Genomic DNA, 19,168 nt, shown 5'->3' with positions numbered 1-19,168 from the left:
AAGCCGATTATGGTCTCTGCAGCAGAACAACTAGCGGCAAACCTCAATTTTTCGGCGCTCGGAAAAGCCGAGGAACTGAAGAAGCGCATCTGGTTCACGCTCGGCGCGCTGCTGGTCTATCGGCTCGGCACCTACATTCCGCTGCCCGGCATCGATCCCAACATCTGGGAGCAAGTGTTCAAGTCGCAGGCCGGCGGCATTCTCGGCATGTTCAACATGTTCGCCGGCGGCGGCATCCACCGCATGGCGATCTTCGCGCTCAACATCATGCCGTACATCTCGGCATCGATCATCGTGCAGCTGCTGACCACGGTGTCGCCGCAGCTCGAGGCGCTGAAGAAAGAGGGCGAGTCGGGCCGGAAGACCCTCAACCAGTACACCCGCTATCTGACCGTGATTCTGGCCGCGTTCCAGTCTTACGGCATCGCCGTTGGCCTCGAAGGCGCCGGCAATGTCGTCGCCGATCCCGGCCTGTTCTTCCGGCTGTCGACCGCGATCACCCTGACCGGCGGCACCATGTTCCTGATGTGGCTCGGCGAGCAGATCACTTCGCGCGGCATCGGCAACGGCATCTCGCTGATCATTCTGGCCGGCATCGTCGCCGAATTGCCGTCGGCTCTCGCCAGCATGCTCGAGCTCGGCCGCCAGGGCGCGTTGTCCACCGGCCTGATTCTGATCGTGATCGCGATGTCGGTGGTGGTGATCGCCTTCATCGTGTTCATGGAGCGGGCGCAGCGCCGGTTGGTGATCCAGTATCCGAAGCGCCAGGTCGGCAACAAGATGTTCGAGGGCCAGTCCTCGCATCTGCCGCTGAAGCTGAACACCTCGGGCGTGATTCCGCCGATCTTCGCCTCGTCGCTGCTGCTGTTGCCGACCACGGTGGCGAACTTCAACGCCGGCAAGGGGCCGGAATGGTTTCAGTGGATCACCACCCAGCTCGGCCACGGCCGTCCGCTGTTCCTGATCATGTACCTGTCGCTGATCGTGTTCTTCGCGTTCTTCTATACGGCGATCGTGTTCAATCCGACCGAGACCGCCGACAATCTGAAGAAGCATGGCGGCTTCATCCCGGGCATTCGCCCCGGTGAGCGCACCGCGGAATATATCGACTATGTGCTGTCGCGAATCACGGTGCTCGGCGCGGGCTATCTGGCGATCGTCTGTCTGATCCCGGAGATCCTGATTTCCTACGCGTCGGTGCCGTTCTATTTCGGCGGAACTTCGCTCCTGATCGTCGTCAGCGTGACGATGGATACGGTGGCCCAGGTTCAGGGCTACCTGCTGGCGCATCAATATGAAGGGTTGATCAGGAAGTCGAAGTTGAGGGGCCGCAAGAAATGAGATTGATCCTTCTCGGGCCGCCGGGGGCGGGCAAGGGAACACAGGCGCAGCGTTTGGTCGAGCGATTCGGCATCGTCCAGCTCTCGACGGGAGATATGCTGCGAGCTGCGGTCGCCGCCGAAACGCCGGTCGGGCTGAAGGCCAAGGATGTCATGGCCAGCGGCGGGCTGGTGCCCGACGAGGTCGTGATCGGCATCATTTCCGACCGGATCGACCAGCCGGACGCCGCCAACGGATTCATCCTCGACGGCTTTCCGCGCACCGTGCCGCAGGCTGAGGCGCTCGATGCGCTGTTGAAGAAGAAGCACATCAAGCTCGACGCCGTGGTTGAATTGCGCGTCAACGAGAGCGCATTGCTGCAGCGGGTCGAGACCCGTGTCGCGGAGATGAAGGCGCGCGGCGCAGAGGTTCGCGCCGACGACAACGCCGAGGCGCTCGCGAAGCGGCTGGCGGCCTACCGCGCCCAGACCGAGCCGCTGATCAACTATTATTCGGAGCGGCGCAAGCTGTTGACGGTCGATGGCATGATGTCGATCGAAAACGTCACCAAAGAGATCAATCGGATTCTGTCGGCCGTCACGACGGCGGATGCCGCCAAGAAGGCCGCCGGCAAGACCCTGGCCGCCAAGCAGGCGTCGTCGGCGGTCAAGGGCGCCAAGAAGCCAGTCGCGCCGAAATCAGCCGGCAAGGCCGCCAAGAAGGCTGCGAAATCCGCTGTTGGCGCCAAAAAGACAGCAAAATCAGCCCGGAAAGCCGTCAAACCAGCGGCCAAGGCTGCGAAAAAGCCGTCAGATAAGACCGCGACCCGCAAGGTCGCCAAGGCTGCCAAAGTGAGCAAGGCGGCCAAGAGGCCCGGCAAGGTCGGAAAGAGCGCCAAAAAGGTCACGAAAAAGCGAGCTAAAGCCTAGAGTCGGTTGACGAAACGAGTTGGAATCCTTTAATAAGGCCGGTATCCCGTCGGATAGTTTTTGACGATGCCGGGCCCCAAGTGACCAAGGGGAAGGGCGTCGTGTTCGCGTTTGCGGACATGAGCCCCGAAAATTGCGACAAACAGCCGGCCAAAATGGTTCGGCGACAGGAGAGAAGTCCGTGGCCCGTATAGCCGGTGTGAACATTCCGACCAACAAGCGCGTGCTGATCGCGCTGCAATACATCCATGGCATCGGCCAGAAGAACGCGGCCGAGATCATCGAGAAGGTGAAGATTCCCGCGGAGCGCCGCGTCAATCAGCTCAGCGACCAGGAAGTCCTGCAGATTCGCGAAGTAATCGACCGCGACTACATGGTCGAAGGCGATTTGCGTCGCGAGACCGGCATGAACATCAAGCGCCTGATGGACCTCGGCTGCTATCGCGGCCTGCGTCATCGTCGCGGTCTGCCGGTGCGCGGCCAGCGTACCCATACCAATGCGCGCACGCGCAAGGGTCCGGCCAAATCGATCGCCGGCAAGAAGAAGTAATTTTGCGAACAGCGGATGGCGGGCGGCGAGGAATCGCCGCTCGCTATCTGCAATTCGTTTTGGTGTAGCCGCTGGCACTACGGCGGCGTTGAGATCACAGGAAAGGTTTTGAAATGGGCAAGGAAGCCACACGCGTCCGCCGTCGCGAGCGCAAGAACATTGCATCCGGCATCGCGCACGTGAATTCGTCGTTCAACAACACGACCATCACCATCACCGACGCGCAGGGCAACACCATTGCCTGGTCGTCGGCCGGCACGATGGGTTTCAAGGGTTCGCGCAAGTCGACTCCCTATGCGGCGCAGGTCGCAGCCGAGGACGTCTCCAAGAAGGCGCAGGAGCACGGCATGCGCACGCTGGAAGTCGAAGTCGCGGGTCCGGGTTCGGGCCGCGAATCGGCGCTGCGCGCTTTGCAGGCCGCGGGCTTCACGGTGACCTCGATTCGCGACGTCACCACGATCCCGCACAATGGCTGCCGTCCGCGCAAGCGCCGGCGCGTCTGATTTTTGTACCGCTGGCGGCGATTCCGCCGGCGCCTATTTCGATGCTATCGCGCGGACTGCTCCGCGATCTCCAAAGCCAGAGATTCCTATTGGCATGGGTGAAACAGTGACGATCCAGAAGAATTGGCAAGAGCTCATCCGACCGAACAAGCTCGTGGTCACCCCGGGCACCGATCCGACCCGCTTCGCGACCCTGGTCGCCGAGCCGCTCGAGCGCGGCTTCGGCCAGACGCTCGGCAATGCGCTGCGCCGCGTGCTGCTGTCGTCGCTGCAGGGCGCGGCGGTACAGTCGGTGCATATCGACGGCGTGCTGCACGAGTTCTCCTCGATCGCCGGCGTGCGTGAAGACGTCACCGACATCGTGCTGAACATCAAGGACATCTCGATCAAGATGCAGGGCGAAGGCCCGAAGCGCATGGTCGTGAAGAAGTCCGGCCCCGGCGCCGTGACCGCCGGCGACATCCAGACCGTCGGCGACGTCGTGGTGCTCAATCCCGACCTGCAGATCTGCACCCTCGACGAGGGCGCCGAGATCCGCATGGAATTCACCGTCGCGTCGGGCAAGGGCTACGTCGCCGCCGACCGCAACCGTCCGGAAGACGCGCCGATCGGCCTGATCCCGGTCGACAGCCTGTTCTCGCCAGTCCGCAAGGTCTCCTACAAGGTCGAGAACACCCGCGAGGGCCAGATCCTCGACTACGACAAGCTGACCATGACGATCGAGACCAACGGCGCGATCTCGCCGGATGACGCGGTGGCCTATGCCGCCCGCATCTTGCAGGATCAGCTCAACGTCTTCGTCAACTTCGAAGAGCCGCGCAAGGAAGTCACCCAGGAGATCATCCCGGATCTGGCCTTCAACCCGGCCTTCCTCAAGAAGGTCGACGAGCTCGAGCTGTCGGTGCGTTCGGCGAACTGCCTGAAGAACGACAACATCGTCTATATCGGCGATTTGGTGCAGAAGTCGGAAGCCGAAATGCTGCGGACCCCGAACTTCGGCCGCAAGTCGCTCAACGAAATCAAGGAAGTGCTGGCCCAGATGGGTCTGCATCTCGGCATGGAAGTGCCGGGCTGGCCGCCGGAGAATATCGACGAGCTCGCCAAGCGCTTCGAGGATCACTACTAGGCTTGAATTGCGCGATGGCCGGATCATCCGGCCGTTGCTACCGGGCGAACGCAGGCAGCCCACCTGAGCAAAAAGTCCGACGAACCGTCGCGACAGTTTGAATACGAGGATTTTATCATGCGTCACGGCAAGGTTCATCGGAAGCTCAACCGCACCGCGGAGCATCGCAAAGCGATGTTCGCCAACATGTGCGCGTCGCTGATCAAGCACGAGCAGATCGTCACCACGCTGCCGAAGGCCAAGGAGCTCCGCCCGATCGTGGAGAAGCTGGTCACGCTCGGCAAGAAGGGCGGTCTGCATTTGCGCCGTCAGGCGATCAGCGAAATGAAGGACCAGGATCAGGTCCGCAAGCTGTTCGACGTCATCGCCAAGCGCTACGCCGACCGCCAGGGCGGCTACACCCGGATCATCAAGGCCGGCTTCCGCTACGGCGACAACGCGCCGATGGCGGTGATCGAGTTCGTCGACCGCGACGTCGATGCCAAGGGCCTCGATTCCGGTCCGGCGCAGGGCAGCGCCGCTGCGGCGTAAGCTCCGCCTCTATCGAGTTTCTGAAAGAGCGGCGCCGCAAGCGCCGCTTTTTTGTTATTCAAGCGGATCCTCTGAATCGTCATCCCCGCGCAAGCGGGGATCCAGTATTCCAGAGCGTCAGCGATCGACCACCAGCGCTCTGCAAGACTGGGTCGCCCGGTCAAGCCGGGCGACGACGGCTTTGGTTTGTGGACCTACCAGCCTTCCAGCACGATCTTGCCGACCGACTTGCCGGTTTCCAGCAGCGCGTGGGCGCGCTTCAGATTTGCGGCGTTGATTATCCCAAAAGTCTGCTCCAGCGTGGTACGCAGCACGCCCTTGTCGATCAAGTCGGCGACATCGTTCAACAGATGATGCTGCGCGATCATGTCGGCGGTCTCAAACGTGCTGCGGGTGAACATCGCCTCCCAATGCAGCGAAGCGGCCTTGCCCTTCAGCAGCATCGCGTTCAGCGTCGCCGGATCGTCGATCAGCGCGACTTTGCCCTGCGGCGCAAGGATTTCCACCAGCGCCGGAAAATGCTGGTCGGTGCCGGTCAGGCTGGCGATCAGCGCCACCGGCGGCAGTTTCAGCGCTTCGATCTGCGGCTGCATTGGCATGGTGTGATCGATCACCGCATGGGCGCCGAGTTCGAGGCACCATTTGGTCGTCTCCGGCCGCGACGCGGTGGCGACGATGGAGAGCCCGGTGAGCCGTCGCGCCAGCTGGATCAGGATCGAGCCGACGCCGCCGGCGCCGCCGACGATCAGCAGCGTGCGCGGGTCATGGCTCTTGCCGGGCGCCACGCCGAGCCGGTCGAACAGCAACTCCCACGCGGTGATCGAGGTCAGCGGCAGGGCGGCGGCCTGCGCGAACGACAGCGATGTCGGCTTGCGGCCGACGATGCGCTCGTCGACCAGATGAAATTCCGCATTGGTGCCCGGGCGGTTGATCGCGCCGGCGTAGAACACCTCGTCGCCGGGCCGGAACAGCGTCACGTCGGAACCGACCGCGTCGACGATGCCGGCGGCGTCATAGCCGAGAATCTTGGTCTCGCCTTCGGGCGGCGCGGCGCGCTTGCGGACCTTGAAATCCACCGGATTGGCCGAGATCGCCTTCACCGCGACGCGGAGATCGCGGGCTCGCGGCTCCGGCTTTGCGGTCTCGATATCGATCAGCGCATCCGGCGCCTCGATCGGGAGCGATTTGGTATAGCCAACGGCCTTCATTCGGCGGTTCTCCTGAATACGGCGGCGGTCCGCCGCGCCGCCAATAGGTGTCGTTCCGCCGGCCAATTGCAAGCATCCGGCCGAACAAGATATGGTCGCGGCGAGGTGATTTGGCCGCCCGTTGGGGCGCAAAACGGCTACAATCCAGCCTTCGTAATTGCTTCCGGTCGCGCGCGGCGATCCCTATATCCATTCTGTCCCAATCCGGAATCCTGTCATGACAGTCCTACGAATCTTGTCGGCCATGGTGCTCACACTGGCGGCGTCGCTGTCCGCATCCGCGCAGGACCGCCGCGTTCCGGTCTCGCCGACCGAGCTGAAGCTCAGCTACGCGCCGATCGTGCAGCGGGTGCAGCCGGCGGTGGTCAACGTTTATGCCGCCAAGGTGATCCAGAATCGCAACCCGCTGCTGGAGGACCCGATCTTCCGCCGCTTCTTCGGCGGCGGTGGCATCCAGCCGGAACAGATGCAGCGCTCGCTCGGCTCCGGCGTGATGGTCGATCCGTCGGGTCTCGTCGTCACCAACAACCACGTCATCGAAGGCGCCGACCAGGTCAAGGTGTCGCTGTCCGACAAGCGCGAATTCGAGGCCGAGATCGTGCTGAAAGACAGCCGGACCGATCTGGCGATCCTGCGCCTGAAAGACAGCAAGGAGAAATTCCCGACGCTGGATTTTTCCAACTCGGATGAGTTGCTGGTCGGCGACGTGGTGCTGGCGATCGGCAATCCGTTCGGCGTCGGCCAGACCGTCACTCACGGCATCGTCTCGGCGCTGGCGCGCACGCAGGTCGGCATCACCGACTATCAGTTCTTTATCCAGACCGACGCCGCGATCAATCCGGGCAATTCCGGCGGCGCGCTGGTCGACATGACCGGCAGACTGGTCGGCATCAACACCGCGATCTTCTCGCGCTCCGGCGGCTCGCAGGGCATCGGCTTTGCGATTCCCGCCAACATGGTCCGCGTCGTCGTGGCCTCGGCGAAGAGCGGCGGCAAGGCGGTGAAGCGGCCATGGCTCGGCGCGCGGCTGCAGGCGGTGACGCCGGAGATCGCCGAAACGCTCGGCCTCAAGCTGCCGAGCGGCGCACTGGTCGCCAGCGTGACGGCGGGTAGCCCGTCGGCACGGGCCGGGCTGAAACTGAGCGACCTGATCGTGGCGATCGACGGCTTTCCGGTCGACGATCCGAATGCGTTCGACTATCGCTTTGCGACGAGGCCGCTCGGCGGCACAGCCGAGATCGACGTGCAGCGCGGCGGCAAGCCGATCAAGCTGGCGATTCCGCTGGAAACCGCGCCCGACAGCGATCGCAACGAGATCGTGCTGACATCGCGCTCGCCGTTCCAGGGCGCCAAGGTCGCCAATATCTCGCCGGCGGTCGCCGACGAGTTGCGGCTCGATCCCAGCGTCGAGGGCGTGGTAGTCACCGATCTCGCCGATGACGCCGCCGCCGCCTCCGTCGGCTTCCAGAAGGGCGATATCATTCTGGCGGTCAACAACCGGAAGATCGCCAGGACCAGCGATCTGGAGCGCGCCACCAGCGAAGCGGCGCGGATCTGGCGCATCACGCTGGTGCGTGGCGGCCAGCAGATCAACGTCACGCTCGGCGGATGAGCCCGAAACGCCCGCACGAATCCACCAACCTGTTCGCCGCCGCTGGCCTCGAGCGCGAGGCGCCGCATCCGCTGCCCGACCGGCTGCGCCCGCGGCAGCTGTCCGACGTGGTCGGCCAGGATCACATCCTCGGCCCCGACGGCGCGCTGACGCGAATGCTGGCAACCCGCACGCTCGGCTCGCTGATCTTCTGGGGCCCGCCCGGCACTGGCAAGACCACGGTGGCGCGGTTGCTGGCCGACGCCACCGAGCTGCACTTCGAGCAGATCTCCGCGGTGTTCTCCGGCGTCGCCGATCTGAAGAAAGTATTCGACGCCGCGCGCGCCCGCCGCGAGATGGGCAAGGGCACGCTGCTGTTCGTCGACGAGGTGCATCGCTTCAACCGCGCGCAGCAGGATTCGTTTCTGCCGGTGATGGAAGATGGCACCGTGGTGCTGGTCGGCGCCACCACCGAGAATCCGTCGTTCGAGCTCAACGCCGCTTTGCTGTCGCGTGCCCGGGTGCTGGTGTTTCATTCGCTCGACGCCGCCGCGATCGAAAAGCTCTATGCGCATGCCGAAGCGGTCGAGGGTCGCAAGCTGCCGCTCGATGACGAGGCGCGCAGCGTGCTGGTGCGGATGGCCGACGGCGACGGCCGCGCCGCGCTGACGCTGGCGGAAGAAGTCTGGCGCGCCGCGCGCGCGAACGAGATCTTCAATGCCGCGCAGCTACAGGAAATCCTGCAGCGCCGCGCCCCGATCTACGACAAGTCGGCCGACGGCCACTACAATCTGATCTCGGCGCTGCATAAATCGGTGCGCGGCGCCGATCCCGATGCCGCGTTGTACTATCTGTGCCGCATGCTGGATGCCGGCGAGGACCCGCTGTTCCTGGCCCGTCGCGTCGTCCGCATGGCGGTCGAGGATATCGGCCTCGCCGATCCGCAGGCGCTGGTGATCTGCAACGCCGCCAAGGACGCCTATGATTTTCTGGGCTCGCCGGAGGGCGAGCTGGCGATCGCGCAGGCGGTGATTTATCTGGCCACCGCGCCGAAATCCAACGCCGCCTACAAGGCCTATGGGGCGGCGATGCGCGCCGCGAAAGAGGGCGGTTCGCTGCTGCCGCCGAAGCACATTCTGAATTCGCCGACCCAACTGATGAAATCCGAAGGCTATGGCGGCGGCTATCAATACGACCACGACACCCCGGAGGGTTTTTCCGGGCAGGACTACTTCCCCGAAGCGCTGGGTCGCCAGACCTTTTACGATCCGCCCGATCGCGGTTTCGAACGCGAGATCCGCAAGCGGCTGGACTACTGGGCGAAGCTGCGCAGCAGCAAATAATTCGCCGCAGCGAGGCGGTATGCGAGAATCGGCTGCACCGTGCAGGAACGGATGTCGCTTCGGTCATTGGGGCTGCGCTTAGTACGCTGGCTGTTGAGAGAGTACCGTCGAAGTGATATCTTCCTGACTTTTCCCGTAGTACTACGTGGTCGTTGCTTAAGACCAGCTTAGAATGTGCGGCAGTAATTTGTGCCGCTGCATGCGTTCGCGACAGCCGGTGTTCAATCTCTGTGCCGCAGCGCCACCCGCGTCCTAATGCTTCGAGGCGGCGGAGCTGTAAGTCTCGTCGTCCTCGTCAGCAAACAACCATCCGTGTCGGTTCTCGATCTTCGGATGATTCCGCGAATTTCCTGAGGGATATCAAAATGCGCACGAATCTTCCGGTCACCAATATCGAATATCCGCTCGCCGACGGCGCCTTGATCGTCTCGAAGACCGACCCCAAAGGCAAGCTGGTCTATTTCAACAAGCAGTTCGTGGATGCCTCCGGCTTTTCCGAAGCGGAATTGATGGGACAGCCGCACAACATCGTGCGCCATCCCGACATGCCGCCGGAGGCGTTCGACGACCTCTGGGCCACGGTCAAGACCGGCATGCCGTGGTCCGGCGCGGTCAAGAACCGTCGCAAGAATGGCGACTTTTACTGGGTCCAGGCCGCCGTCACGCCGATCTGGGAAAACGGTGAGATCGTCGGCTACATGTCGATCCGCACCAAGCTGCCCGTCGAACAGCGCAGGGAAGCCGAGCATGTCTACGGGCTGATCCGCGCCAAGCAGGCGCAAAAATACACCGTCAAGGCTGGCCTCATTCGCAAGACCTCGCTGGCGGATTCGCTGCTGGGCCGGTTCAGGATGACCCTCAGCCGCAAGATCTATGCGCTGATCGGCCTCAGTTTCATCGGCGTCGTCGGAATCGCGCTGCTCGACTCGCGCGAACTGGCGTCAGGCCTCGAGCAGCAGAAGCAGATCGAACTGCAGCACATGACCGAGCTGGCGCTCGGCATCGTCAAGGAAGAACACGCGGCGGTGCAGACCGACGGCGTCGCGGACGCCGAGGCGCAAAAGCGGGCGCTGGCGCGGGTCGCGAAGCTGCGCTACGGCAACAACGATTACTTCTGGGTCAACGACATGCAGCCGCGGATGGTGATGCATCCGATGAAGCCGGAAATGAACGGCACCGATATCTCGACCTTCAAGGATCCGAACGGAAAGGCTCTCTTCAATGAGGCCGTCAACGTCGTGAAGAAGGACGGCGCGGGCTTCGTCGGCTACGAGTGGCCGAAGCCGGGTTTCGACAAGCCGCAGCCGAAACTGTCCTATGTGACCGGCTTCGCGCCGTGGGGCTGGGTGATCGGCACCGGCGTCTACATCGACGACCTCCGGGCGCAGAGCTGGGCTGCCGCGCAGCGCGGGCTGATCGCGGCCGGGCTGGTGCTGCTGATCACGCTGGCGGTGTCGATCGTGGTCGCCCGCCGTATCACCGGGCCGCTGCGGCAAATGACGACCACGATGAATGCGCTCGCGCGTGGCCGGCTCGACGCCAAGATCCCCGGCCTCGACCGCCACGACGAAGTCGGCGAGATGGCGAAAGCCGTCGAGGTGTTCAAGAGCAACGCGGTCGCCCGTCAGGCGCTGGAAGCCGAGGGCAGGGAGGCGGAGGAACGCGCCGTTGCCCGGCGTAAGGCCGACATGATCAAGATGGCGGATGATTTCGAGAGCGCGGTGGGCGAGATCGTGCAGACGGTGTCGTCGGCCTCGACCGAACTCGAAGCCTCCGCGGGCACGCTGACCGCGACCGCCGAACGCGCGCAGGAACTCACCATCATGGTGGCGGCGGCCTCCGAGGAGGCCTCCACCAACGTCCAGTCGGTGGCGTCCGCCACCGAGGAGATGGCCTCGTCGATCACCGAGATCAGCCGCCAGGTTCAGGAATCGGCGCGGATCGCCGCCGAGGCGGTCGATCAGGCGCGCAGCACCAACGATCGCGTCGGCGAATTGTCGAAGGCGGCCGCCCGGATCGGCGACGTCGTCGAACTGATCAACGCCATTGCCGGGCAGACCAATCTGCTGGCGCTCAACGCCACCATCGAGGCGGCGCGGGCCGGCGAAGCCGGCCGCGGCTTTGCCGTGGTGGCATCCGAAGTCAAGGCGCTGGCCGAGCAGACCGCGAAGGCCACCGGCGAGATCGGCCAGCAGATCAGCAGCATCCAGGGCGCGACCCAGGAATCGGTCGGCGCGATCCGGGAGATCAGCGGCACCATCGAACGGCTCTCGGAGATTTCCTCCGCGATCGCTGCGGCGGTGGAGCAGCAGGGCGCGGCGACCCAGGAGATTTCCCGCAACGTGCAGCAGGCCGCGCAAGGTACCCAGCAGGTCTCGACTCACATCACCGACGTGCAGCGCGGCGCCAGCGAAACCGGATCGGCGTCGTCCGAGGTTCTGGCGTCGGCGCAGTCGTTGTCCGGCGACAGCAACCGGCTCAAGCTCGAGGTCGGCAAATTCCTCGACTCGGTGCGCGCCGGCTGACGACAGCGTCCGGCTCCCGATCGCGCCGGACCAGCGGATGCCGCGGATCGCGGCCGCGCCGGAGGACCCGATGGCGCGTCACGCGTCCGGGCTCCGCTTGCTGGCGTTCGCTCGCTGCGACGTGTATAATTTCGGGGTATTTCGACGGTAGCCCGGATGTCGACCTTCGCAGCTAAATGCACGCTCGCCATGGCCGTCGCGGCACTGTGCCTGGGCGCGCAGGTGGCCCGCGCCCAGGTCGCGCCGGTGCGCTACTGGATCCCGGGCGGGCCATTCGGCTTCGGCGGCGGTGCGACCGAAACCGGCAGCGCGGAGATCTACAGCAATTTCCCCAGCTTCGACGCCGCCGATGGCCGCGGCGGCGATTGGCGCGCCAATTTTCCGACCGGCCTGTTTGTCCGCGGCGAAAGCGGCGGCATCGGCTTGAGCGGCCTCGGCCAGGCCGGCGCGTTCGGCAATGTCGGGTCGCTGTCCTATCAGGGCGCGCTGGCCGGCTACAATTTCAAGGGCGCCGGCGATCTGCCGGTCACGCTCTATGCCGGCTTCGACACCCTGAAGACCAACCCCGGCATCGGCGGCCCGCTGGCGCCGTTCAGCACCGACGCCGGCACCGCGGCCGGCTACAGCGCCCGCGCCGGCATCGCGTTTCAGCCGGCGCCCAATTTCAGTCTGTCGTTCGAGGCCGGCTACGTGCAGCAGCAGACCGGCCGCCTCGACAGCGACATCAATTCACCGCTGCTGCCCGGCCAGTCGCCGATCTTCATCGGCGGTCGCTAGGGCCGCGCCGATGAAGTCGTTCCGCAAGGAGCTGTGGTTCGAGACCCCTGGCCGCCGCGCCTTCATCAACATCACGCCGCAGGTCGAGGCCGCGCTGCGCGACAGCGGCGTGCGCGAGGGGCTGGTGCTGGTCAACGCCATGCACATCACCGCCTCGGTGTTCATCAACGACGACGAACGCGGCCTGCACGCCGACTACGAACTCTGGCTGGAAAAACTGGCGCCGCACGAGCCGGTTGCGTCCTATCGCCACAACCGCACCGGTGAAGACAATGCCGACGCCCATATGAAGCGCCAGATCATGGGCCGCGAAGTCGTCGTTGCCATCACCGACGGCCGCCTCGACTTCGGCCCGTGGGAGCAGATCTTCTACGGCGAATTCGACGGCGGCCGAAAGAAGCGCGTGCTGATCAAGATCATCGGCGAGTAGAGGGCTGCGCTCATGCGGGCTACGGTGGCAGCAACACCACCACTGTCATTCCGGGGCGTGCGCAGCGCCAGCTGCGCGCGAACCCGGAATCCCGCAGATGGTCGCGGCGTCGCAGCTTGGCGCCGGATTCCGGGTTCGCAGCTCGCGCGCCTGCGGCGCCCGAGCTGCGCCCCGGAATGACGACCTCCAGTGATTTGACCGGCATCAAACGCGATGTCCGCAACATCCATCACACTCCGCCATCGCGTGAGCGGGCCGATGCTGTTCTCCTGGGTGCAAAATCTTCTGACCGGGCGTGACCACAGCGATCACGCGGCGGCGGCCGAGTGGGACCGAAAATACGGCACCGAGACCGATGCGGGCGTGCCGCTCGACAATCTCACCATCCGCCACGCCAGCCGCCAATATGGCGAGCGCTATCAGGCGAGCGACCCGCGCGTGTTGCGCGATTGCGTCAAATTCATCGGCCTTGCGCCCGCCGGCTATCGCTTCGTCGATCTCGGCTGTGGCAAGGGAAGGATGCTGATCGTCGCCGCCGAGCTCGGTTTTCAATCCTGCACCGGCGTCGAATTCGCCGACGAGCTGGCGGCGGCGGCCGCCCGCAATGTCGCGGCCTCCGGCTTCCAAAATATCGGCATCGTCCATGGCGACGCCGGCGCCTATGCGTTCCGCGACGAGCCCTTCGTGCTGTATATGTTCAACCCGTTCTCCCGGCAGGTGATGGAGCGGGTGCGGGACAATCTCTTGAAACTGAGGCGGGCGAACTACTACATCATCTACAAGAACGCGCGCGAGCGTTCCCTGTTCGACAAGATGCCGACGCTGCGCTACCTCGGCTCACCGCGACAGCACCGGGGACTATGGGGCACGCATATCTGGGTGCCACGGGGGTGAGGAATGCGTCTGGCTCGCGTTGCAAAGGCGTTCGTCAACAAGGCGATCGGCAACAGCCCGTATGAACTCGTAGCCCGCATGGGCGCAGCGATATGCGGGCTACGATTGCTGATGAGATGCCATTGCGCCAGTGCGCGACTCTGGTACGATACGTTCATTATCATGCAGTGGGATCGCGTCTAAATAGAGAAATATAGAAGGGAAGCGCAGACTCCCCGTCGTTCTTGCTATTATATTGATTTGTTGATTTTTGTTCTTTGCAACATGAGTGGTAGCGATGACTTTGCCCTGGGACAAGATCGGTGACGCTGTTAAGTCAGGGAGATACAATCTCCTAATCGGGGCAGGCGCTAGCCTCGATAGCGAATCGGGGTATCCCAAGGTGAAATGCCCCTCGACCTTCGGGCTAATGGAGGCACTTCAAGATGCCCTTCCAGATGTTCGCAAAGGTTCATCTCTCAATCGTCTTTACCGATCGATGCGGCCAAGTCAAGTTGATGAACTAATCACTAGACGATTTGCAAATTGCATTCCTGGAGACACTGTAAATGCTATCGCACGCTTCCGATGGAAGCGGATTTTTACGCTCAACGTGGATGACGCTTTAGAGGGAGCTTACGAAAGGACAAGTCTTCCCGTACAGTCACATAAGCCCATAAATTACAATCAACCTTATGAGAGCATCAGAGATCTTCGCATCCTTCCTATTGTGCATTTACATGGGTGGTCCAGGCGTTCTGAAGACAGCTACGTTTTTGATATAAAATCATACATGCGCACAGTGGCTCAGAATAATATTTGGGCCCACGTCTTGGGGGATTTGATCCGAACCGAACCGTTCATTGTGCTAGGCACGTCTCTTGAGGAGCCCGACCTAAGTTTCTTTCTATCTGACAGGGCCAATGTGATCGCGCGTGCAGATCGTCCTCCATCCCTAATTATTGAACCTGCTCCCGACGCTGGAACGGCTCAAGATTGTAAGGAGTACGATATGGCTCTTTACGAGGGTACTGCTCTGCAATTCCTTTCCGAGATTGATTCTCGGTTTCCAGTTCGTCCTTCGGTGACCGACGCGATTGAGGATAACTTAGGTGATCTATCAAAATTAGATGTCAAGCCCATTGAACTTGCAGAATTCCATTCCGATTTTGAACGCGTCCCTGACCATTTACCCTCTGGCGGCGATGGCGGCACAAACTTCGCTTATGGACATGCTGCAACATGGCAAGACATTCAGAATGACCGGGATTTGGCTCGAACGCAGACGTCCGATTGGCAGTCGCGGGTGCTTCGCTCCACCACGTCGACTTTCATAATTGACGGAGCAGCTGGAGCAGGAAAATCCACCACTCTACGTCGTATGGCATGGAATATCGCTCAATCGGGTCATCTATGCTTTTGGCTTAGGTCGGTTGGACGCATTCGAATAAATTCCGCTGCGAACATTTTTAAGGCCATCCGAGGCCGCTGCTTTGTTTTTATCGACAATTTTGCGGATCACGTTGGTGAGGTTTCGACACTACGCGAGCTTTTGAAGTCAAACCCCATAACCTTCGTTGGAGCTGAAAGAAACTATCGATTAAGCCACGTCGAGCGTGTGTTTGGAAAGACTTTCCTTCAAAGCGAGGCGCTTACGCCAATTGGCGAAAGTCTGGCGCAAGACTTGGTCAAGGCTTATACAAACTACGGTCTTGCTGCCTCGCGAGGAACTGATTCAAATCGCTTCCCTTTGAAGGAGGAGCTGATCGCGATCGCATGCTGCCGAATACTAAATAACTTTGAGCCGCTGGCGACGATAGTCGATCGTTCGGTAGCTGATGCGACACCAAAGGATGCCGATTGCTATATTTTTGCTGCGCTTGCTGCTCATTGTTATCGGCAGGGAATTGAATATGACTTAATTAGCAGGCAGTTTCCCGAATACCAGGTTGATATTCAAACTGAGGGCGACCAGCCGCTTCCGCTTAAGTTGGAAGTTGTCTCGGATTCTGAATTTGTAACTCCGCTGAACGAGGCGGTGTCGGACACGCTTTTAAAGCGATTTGCGGGCCAAAAACCAGAACGTGTTCTTCGGGCCTTTAGGAGGCTTGCGGAGGCCATTCGGCCAAGAGTGAGCGTTCCTGCTATTGTGCGAGGGGATCCTTGCTGCCGTATCGCGTCGAGACTATTTGATTTTGACGATGTCGTGAAACCTTTGTTGGGAATGAAGGGTGCGGAAGAATTTTATGCAGAGGCGAAGAAGGATTGGGAATGGAATTCGCGGTACTGGCATCAGATTGCGCAATTTCGTTTGGAATGCGCGAACGAATCCGCCGATGGAAACGAACGAAGAAAGCTTGCAGAACTCGCCGTACAGCACGCTCGTTTTGCTAAGACTATTGAGCCAGACCATCAGTTCACGACGACAACTATCGGTCGTATATTATTTGGAAAGATGCGTGTATTAAGACAGGTTCACGCAAGGGAATTGGACGAGGCAATAGATAGTCTGTGCCGAGCCAGTGAAATCGAGCGCACCAAGAATCGTGCATCTGTTCACCCCTTTATGATTTTATTTCAGGGATTGGCTGAGGCTTGTAGGAATAACGCCGTTCTTTCGAACGATCAGAAGCGCAAAATAGGTTCTCAAGTTGATCGGGCCTTAGCGGCATTTCCAAGGGATGTTGGCCTCATAGAGGAGGCACGCAACATTCGCCGACTCATATGAGGTGAGAATTCCATGCGCGTCCCCGGCTACTTGGTTTAGCGGAGCGGGTATCGGGTTCTGCACAATAACACTCTTGACAATATTCCTATAGGACCATATACCCAGCCCCACCTCGCTCACCGAGGGGCGTTTCATGAGACGTCTTGGGGCGGAGCGGGGTGCGGCGCCTGCGGGCGGGCGGTGGACGTCACCGCGCGCACTCGGGACGCCCTGGGTCGCCGTCCGGCCCCACTACGGGGGTCTGCCACTTGTTAGTTGGCTGGACGCGGCACAGGTGAACGGCGGGAAATCCGCCGGGATCAGCGGGTCAATGGGCTCGCGCCTGTGCCCGGAAGCACGGCCCCGGGGCGAAAAGACGCCGCGGTGGAGCGCCGGCAGGCGTTTCCGCGGCCTCTGGGTCCCGGCGTTCCGGGATTCATGCTGCGGCCACTCGATCCAGGCGCGCCGGTCGGCGCTCCGCCGCCCCTCGACGGGTCGAGGGACGGAACTATCGCAAAACTCGGGCGCCAGGCGCCGCGAGGCGGGCTTTGCTCGCCCGTTGGGGGCGATAAACCGTGACCCTGAGCGGCTTTTGCGCTACGCACACGCTTCCTCCGGAGCCAGACCATGGGCCGTCGCGTCAAGAAACCTCTCGCTAAACGCGGCTCCGGCGGCGACCGCGGCAAAAGCGACCGCAGCAAAGGCGAGCGCGGCGCCAAGCCGGCGCACGCCAAGGGCAAGACCGCGCGTTCCGCCGGCGAGCGTCCGTCGTTCGGCGCCAAGCCGGGCCGCGGCGATCGGCCGGTGGCGGCGCGGCCGCCGCGCGAGCGCAGCTCCGAGCGGTTCGAGCGCGCCGAACGGCCGCAACGCGCCGAGCGCCCGGAGCGGTTCGAACGCTCGGAGCGTCCCAGCGCCGATCGCCCCTTTGGCGATCGCCCCAAGGCGGCGCGGGCGTCGTTCGGCGATCGCGCCAAGGCAGGGCGCACCAATTCCGACCGGCCGATGAGCGCACGGCCGCCGCGCGCGCGGGCCGGCGAGCGGCCGGACCGCACTGAGCGGCCGGAGCGTTTCGACCGCGCCGAGCGCGCGCCGCGCCAAGAACGGTCCGCCGGCTTCCGCGGCAAGCCGCTGCGCGAGGGTGCGGCGCCGCGCGCGCCCCGGCGCGAGCCCAAGCGTGAGCGTCCGCCGTTCGATCCCGAGACTTTCGTGCCGGAGCCGAAGATCGTCGCCGAGCCGGCGCCGCTGCCGACCAAGGTCGAGACCGTGCTGGTGACGCCGGACGAGAACGGCATGCGGGTCGATCGCTTCCTCGAGGGCCGCTTTCCCGGCCTGTCGTTCTCCCACATCCAGCGCATCGTCCGGAAGGGCGAGCTGCGCGTCAACGGCAAGCGCGCTGACTCCAAGGACCGGCTGGAAGAAGGTCAGAGCGTGCGGATTCCGCCGCTCAAGCTCGATACCCCGAAGGCCGGCGGCGGCGAACTCTCCGAGGCCGCGCAAAAGACGCTCGACGCGCTGAAGGCGATGATCCTCTACGAGGACGCCGACGTCATGGTGCTGAACAAGCCGGCCGGCCTCGCGGTGCAGGGCGGCAGCGGCACCACGCGCCATGTCGACATGATGCTGGAGGTGATGCGCGACGCCAAGGGCCAGAAGCCGCGCCTGGTTCATCGTCTCGACAAGGAAACCGCCGGCTGCCTGTTGATCGCCAAGACCCGCTTCGCCGCGACCAAACTCACCGGCTCGTTCCGCGAACGCTCGGCGCGAAAAATCTACTGGGCGCTAGTCGCCGGGGTGCCGAAGCCGAAGCAGGGCCGGATCTCGACCTACCTCGCCAAGGAGGAGAGCGAGGACGACACCATCATGCGGGTCGCCCAGCATGGCGACGAGGGCGCCAGCCACGCAGTGACCTACTACGCGGTGGTGGAAACCTCGGCGCAGAAGCTGGCCTGGGTGTCGCTGAAACCGGTGACCGGCCGCACCCATCAGCTGCGCGCCCACATGGCCCATATCGGCCACGCCATCGTCGGCGATCCGAAATATTTCAACAAGGAAAACTGGCAGTTGCCCGGCGGTTTGCAGAATCGACTGCATCTGCTGGCGCGCCGCATCGTGATCCCGCATCCGCGCGGCGGCACCATCGACGTCACCGCGCCGCTGCCGCCGCACATGCTGCAAAGCTGGAACCTGCTCGGCCTCGAAGCCGACCGGTTCGACCCGATCGACAATGCGCCGGAGGAGTGATCGCCTTGCGCTTGCCGCGCGCGATGCCGACATGTCTTTCGTCATTGCGAGCCGAGGGCGGCGCGAAGCGGCGCCCGACAGTGAAGCAATCCAGGGGCAATTCGTGCCGGCATCGCGTTCGACCCTGGATTGCTTCGTCGCTTCGCTCCTCGCAATGACGAACTCAAGCGGTTTGATGTCTTGAACGCATGATGAGTCAGACTCTGATGATGCGACACGTGGTGATGGCGATCGGGGTGTGCTTCTGGCTGGCGCTTCCGGTCGGCGCCAGCGCGCAGATTCTGGTGCCGCCGCCGACCGCGATGCCGCCGCCGCCCGCGCCGCCGCCGCCGAAGATCGAGGTGCCGGTGGTGCCGCAGCTGGATGCGCCGCCGCAGCGCCCGAGCGCGCGTCTGCAAAAGCGCGGTTCGTTCGGCGACCGGGTCAGCAAATGCCTGGACGATGGCGCCGCTGCCGGATGGGATCCAGCCGACCGCGCGACCCATTCGCGCGCCTGCGCCAATCAGTGACCCGT

General features: G+C 63.0%; 16 protein-coding genes and 2 pseudogenes. 17 read left to right on the top strand and 1 reads right to left on the bottom strand.

Features of this window, described 5'->3' with window-relative positions; translation table 11 throughout:
* Positions 1-9 precede the first annotated feature (9 nt).
* The 6 genes from secY to rplQ all read left to right on the top strand — a co-directional run bounded on the left by secY (position 10) and on the right by rplQ (position 4,959).
* Positions 10-1,341 (top strand): preprotein translocase subunit SecY, encoded by a 1,332-nt coding sequence (secY, locus tag HXX15_RS11880; RefSeq protein ID WP_296516258.1) that lies wholly within the window; start codon positions 10-12, stop codon positions 1,339-1,341.
* On the top strand, positions 1,338-2,249 hold the full coding sequence (locus tag HXX15_RS11875) for an adenylate kinase (protein WP_296516257.1): 912 nt from the start codon (positions 1,338-1,340) through the stop codon (positions 2,247-2,249). The genes secY and HXX15_RS11875 overlap by 4 nt, the downstream gene beginning before the upstream one ends.
* Positions 2,250-2,430: 181 nt before the next feature.
* On the top strand, positions 2,431-2,799 hold the full coding sequence (rpsM, locus tag HXX15_RS11870; protein ID WP_296516256.1) for a 30S ribosomal protein S13: 369 nt from the start codon (positions 2,431-2,433) through the stop codon (positions 2,797-2,799).
* Positions 2,800-2,912: 113 nt separating this feature from the next.
* Positions 2,913-3,302 carry a 30S ribosomal protein S11 gene (gene rpsK / locus HXX15_RS11865; RefSeq protein WP_006021048.1) on the top strand — a complete coding sequence of 130 codons (390 nt, stop codon included), beginning with the start codon at positions 2,913-2,915 and terminating at the stop codon, positions 3,300-3,302.
* Positions 3,303-3,396: 94 nt separating this feature from the next.
* Positions 3,397-4,428 carry a DNA-directed RNA polymerase subunit alpha gene (locus HXX15_RS11860; protein ID WP_296516254.1) on the top strand — a complete coding sequence of 344 codons (1,032 nt, stop codon included), beginning with the start codon at positions 3,397-3,399 and terminating at the stop codon, positions 4,426-4,428.
* 117 nt (positions 4,429-4,545) lie between these two features.
* The gene (gene rplQ, locus HXX15_RS11855; RefSeq protein ID WP_296516253.1) at positions 4,546-4,959 is read left to right on the top strand and encodes a 50S ribosomal protein L17; all 414 of its coding nucleotides are present in this window, start codon (positions 4,546-4,548) and stop codon (positions 4,957-4,959) included.
* Between the two features lie 194 nt (positions 4,960-5,153).
* On the opposite strand, the gene HXX15_RS11850 is transcribed toward rplQ, so the two are convergent.
* Entirely contained in the window at positions 5,154-6,167 is a 1,014-nt protein-coding gene (locus HXX15_RS11850) for a zinc-binding alcohol dehydrogenase family protein (RefSeq protein ID WP_296516252.1), read from the bottom strand.
* Positions 6,168-6,384: 217 nt separating this feature from the next.
* On the opposite strand from HXX15_RS11850, the gene HXX15_RS11845 reads away from it, so the two are divergent.
* The 11 genes and pseudogenes from HXX15_RS11845 (at position 6,385) to HXX15_RS11800 (ending at position 19,163) form a co-directional block, all read left to right on the top strand.
* Complete coding sequence (locus HXX15_RS11845; RefSeq protein WP_296516251.1) at positions 6,385-7,779, top strand: DegQ family serine endoprotease; 1,395 nt, start codon at positions 6,385-6,387, stop codon at positions 7,777-7,779.
* Positions 7,776-9,101, top strand: coding sequence for a replication-associated recombination protein A (locus HXX15_RS11840; RefSeq protein ID WP_296516250.1), 1,326 nt, complete (start codon positions 7,776-7,778; stop codon positions 9,099-9,101). The genes HXX15_RS11845 and HXX15_RS11840 overlap by 4 nt, the downstream gene beginning before the upstream one ends.
* A 365-nt stretch (positions 9,102-9,466) precedes the next feature.
* Positions 9,467-9,796 (top strand): annotated as a pseudogene (locus HXX15_RS11835) (PAS domain-containing protein); the annotation flags it as partial.
* Between the two features lie 126 nt (positions 9,797-9,922).
* Complete coding sequence (locus HXX15_RS11830; RefSeq protein WP_296516916.1) at positions 9,923-11,626, top strand: cache domain-containing protein; 1,704 nt, start codon at positions 9,923-9,925, stop codon at positions 11,624-11,626.
* A 156-nt stretch (positions 11,627-11,782) separates the two neighbouring features.
* Positions 11,783-12,403: a hypothetical protein gene (locus HXX15_RS11825; RefSeq protein WP_296516249.1), complete on the top strand. Its 621-nt coding sequence runs from the start codon at positions 11,783-11,785 to the stop codon at positions 12,401-12,403.
* Positions 12,404-12,413: 10 nt separating this feature from the next.
* Complete coding sequence (locus tag HXX15_RS11820; RefSeq protein WP_296516248.1) at positions 12,414-12,833, top strand: secondary thiamine-phosphate synthase enzyme YjbQ; 420 nt, start codon at positions 12,414-12,416, stop codon at positions 12,831-12,833.
* Between the two features lie 258 nt (positions 12,834-13,091).
* Positions 13,092-13,727: a class I SAM-dependent methyltransferase gene (locus HXX15_RS11815; protein ID WP_296516247.1), complete on the top strand. Its 636-nt coding sequence runs from the start codon at positions 13,092-13,094 to the stop codon at positions 13,725-13,727.
* A gap of 277 nt (positions 13,728-14,004) precedes the next feature.
* Positions 14,005-14,682, top strand: a pseudogene (locus HXX15_RS23175) (SIR2 family protein); the annotation flags it as partial.
* 36 nt (positions 14,683-14,718) lie between these two features.
* Positions 14,719-16,434, top strand: coding sequence for a hypothetical protein (locus HXX15_RS11810; protein ID WP_296516246.1), 1,716 nt, complete (start codon positions 14,719-14,721; stop codon positions 16,432-16,434).
* A gap of 606 nt (positions 16,435-17,040) precedes the next feature.
* Positions 17,041-18,654 (top strand): RluA family pseudouridine synthase, encoded by a 1,614-nt coding sequence (locus tag HXX15_RS11805; RefSeq protein WP_296516245.1) that lies wholly within the window; start codon positions 17,041-17,043, stop codon positions 18,652-18,654.
* 191 nt (positions 18,655-18,845) lie between these two features.
* A complete protein-coding gene (locus tag HXX15_RS11800) occupies positions 18,846-19,163 on the top strand; it encodes a hypothetical protein (protein ID WP_296516244.1) in 318 nt (105 codons plus the stop codon).
* Positions 19,164-19,168 lie beyond the last annotated feature (5 nt).

Origin of the sequence: Rhodopseudomonas sp., assembly GCF_013377015.1 — a bacterium.
Taxonomy (GTDB): Bacteria; Pseudomonadota; Alphaproteobacteria; order Rhizobiales; family Xanthobacteraceae; genus JARJEH01.
This window is presented reverse-complemented; position numbering and strand designations above follow the sequence as displayed.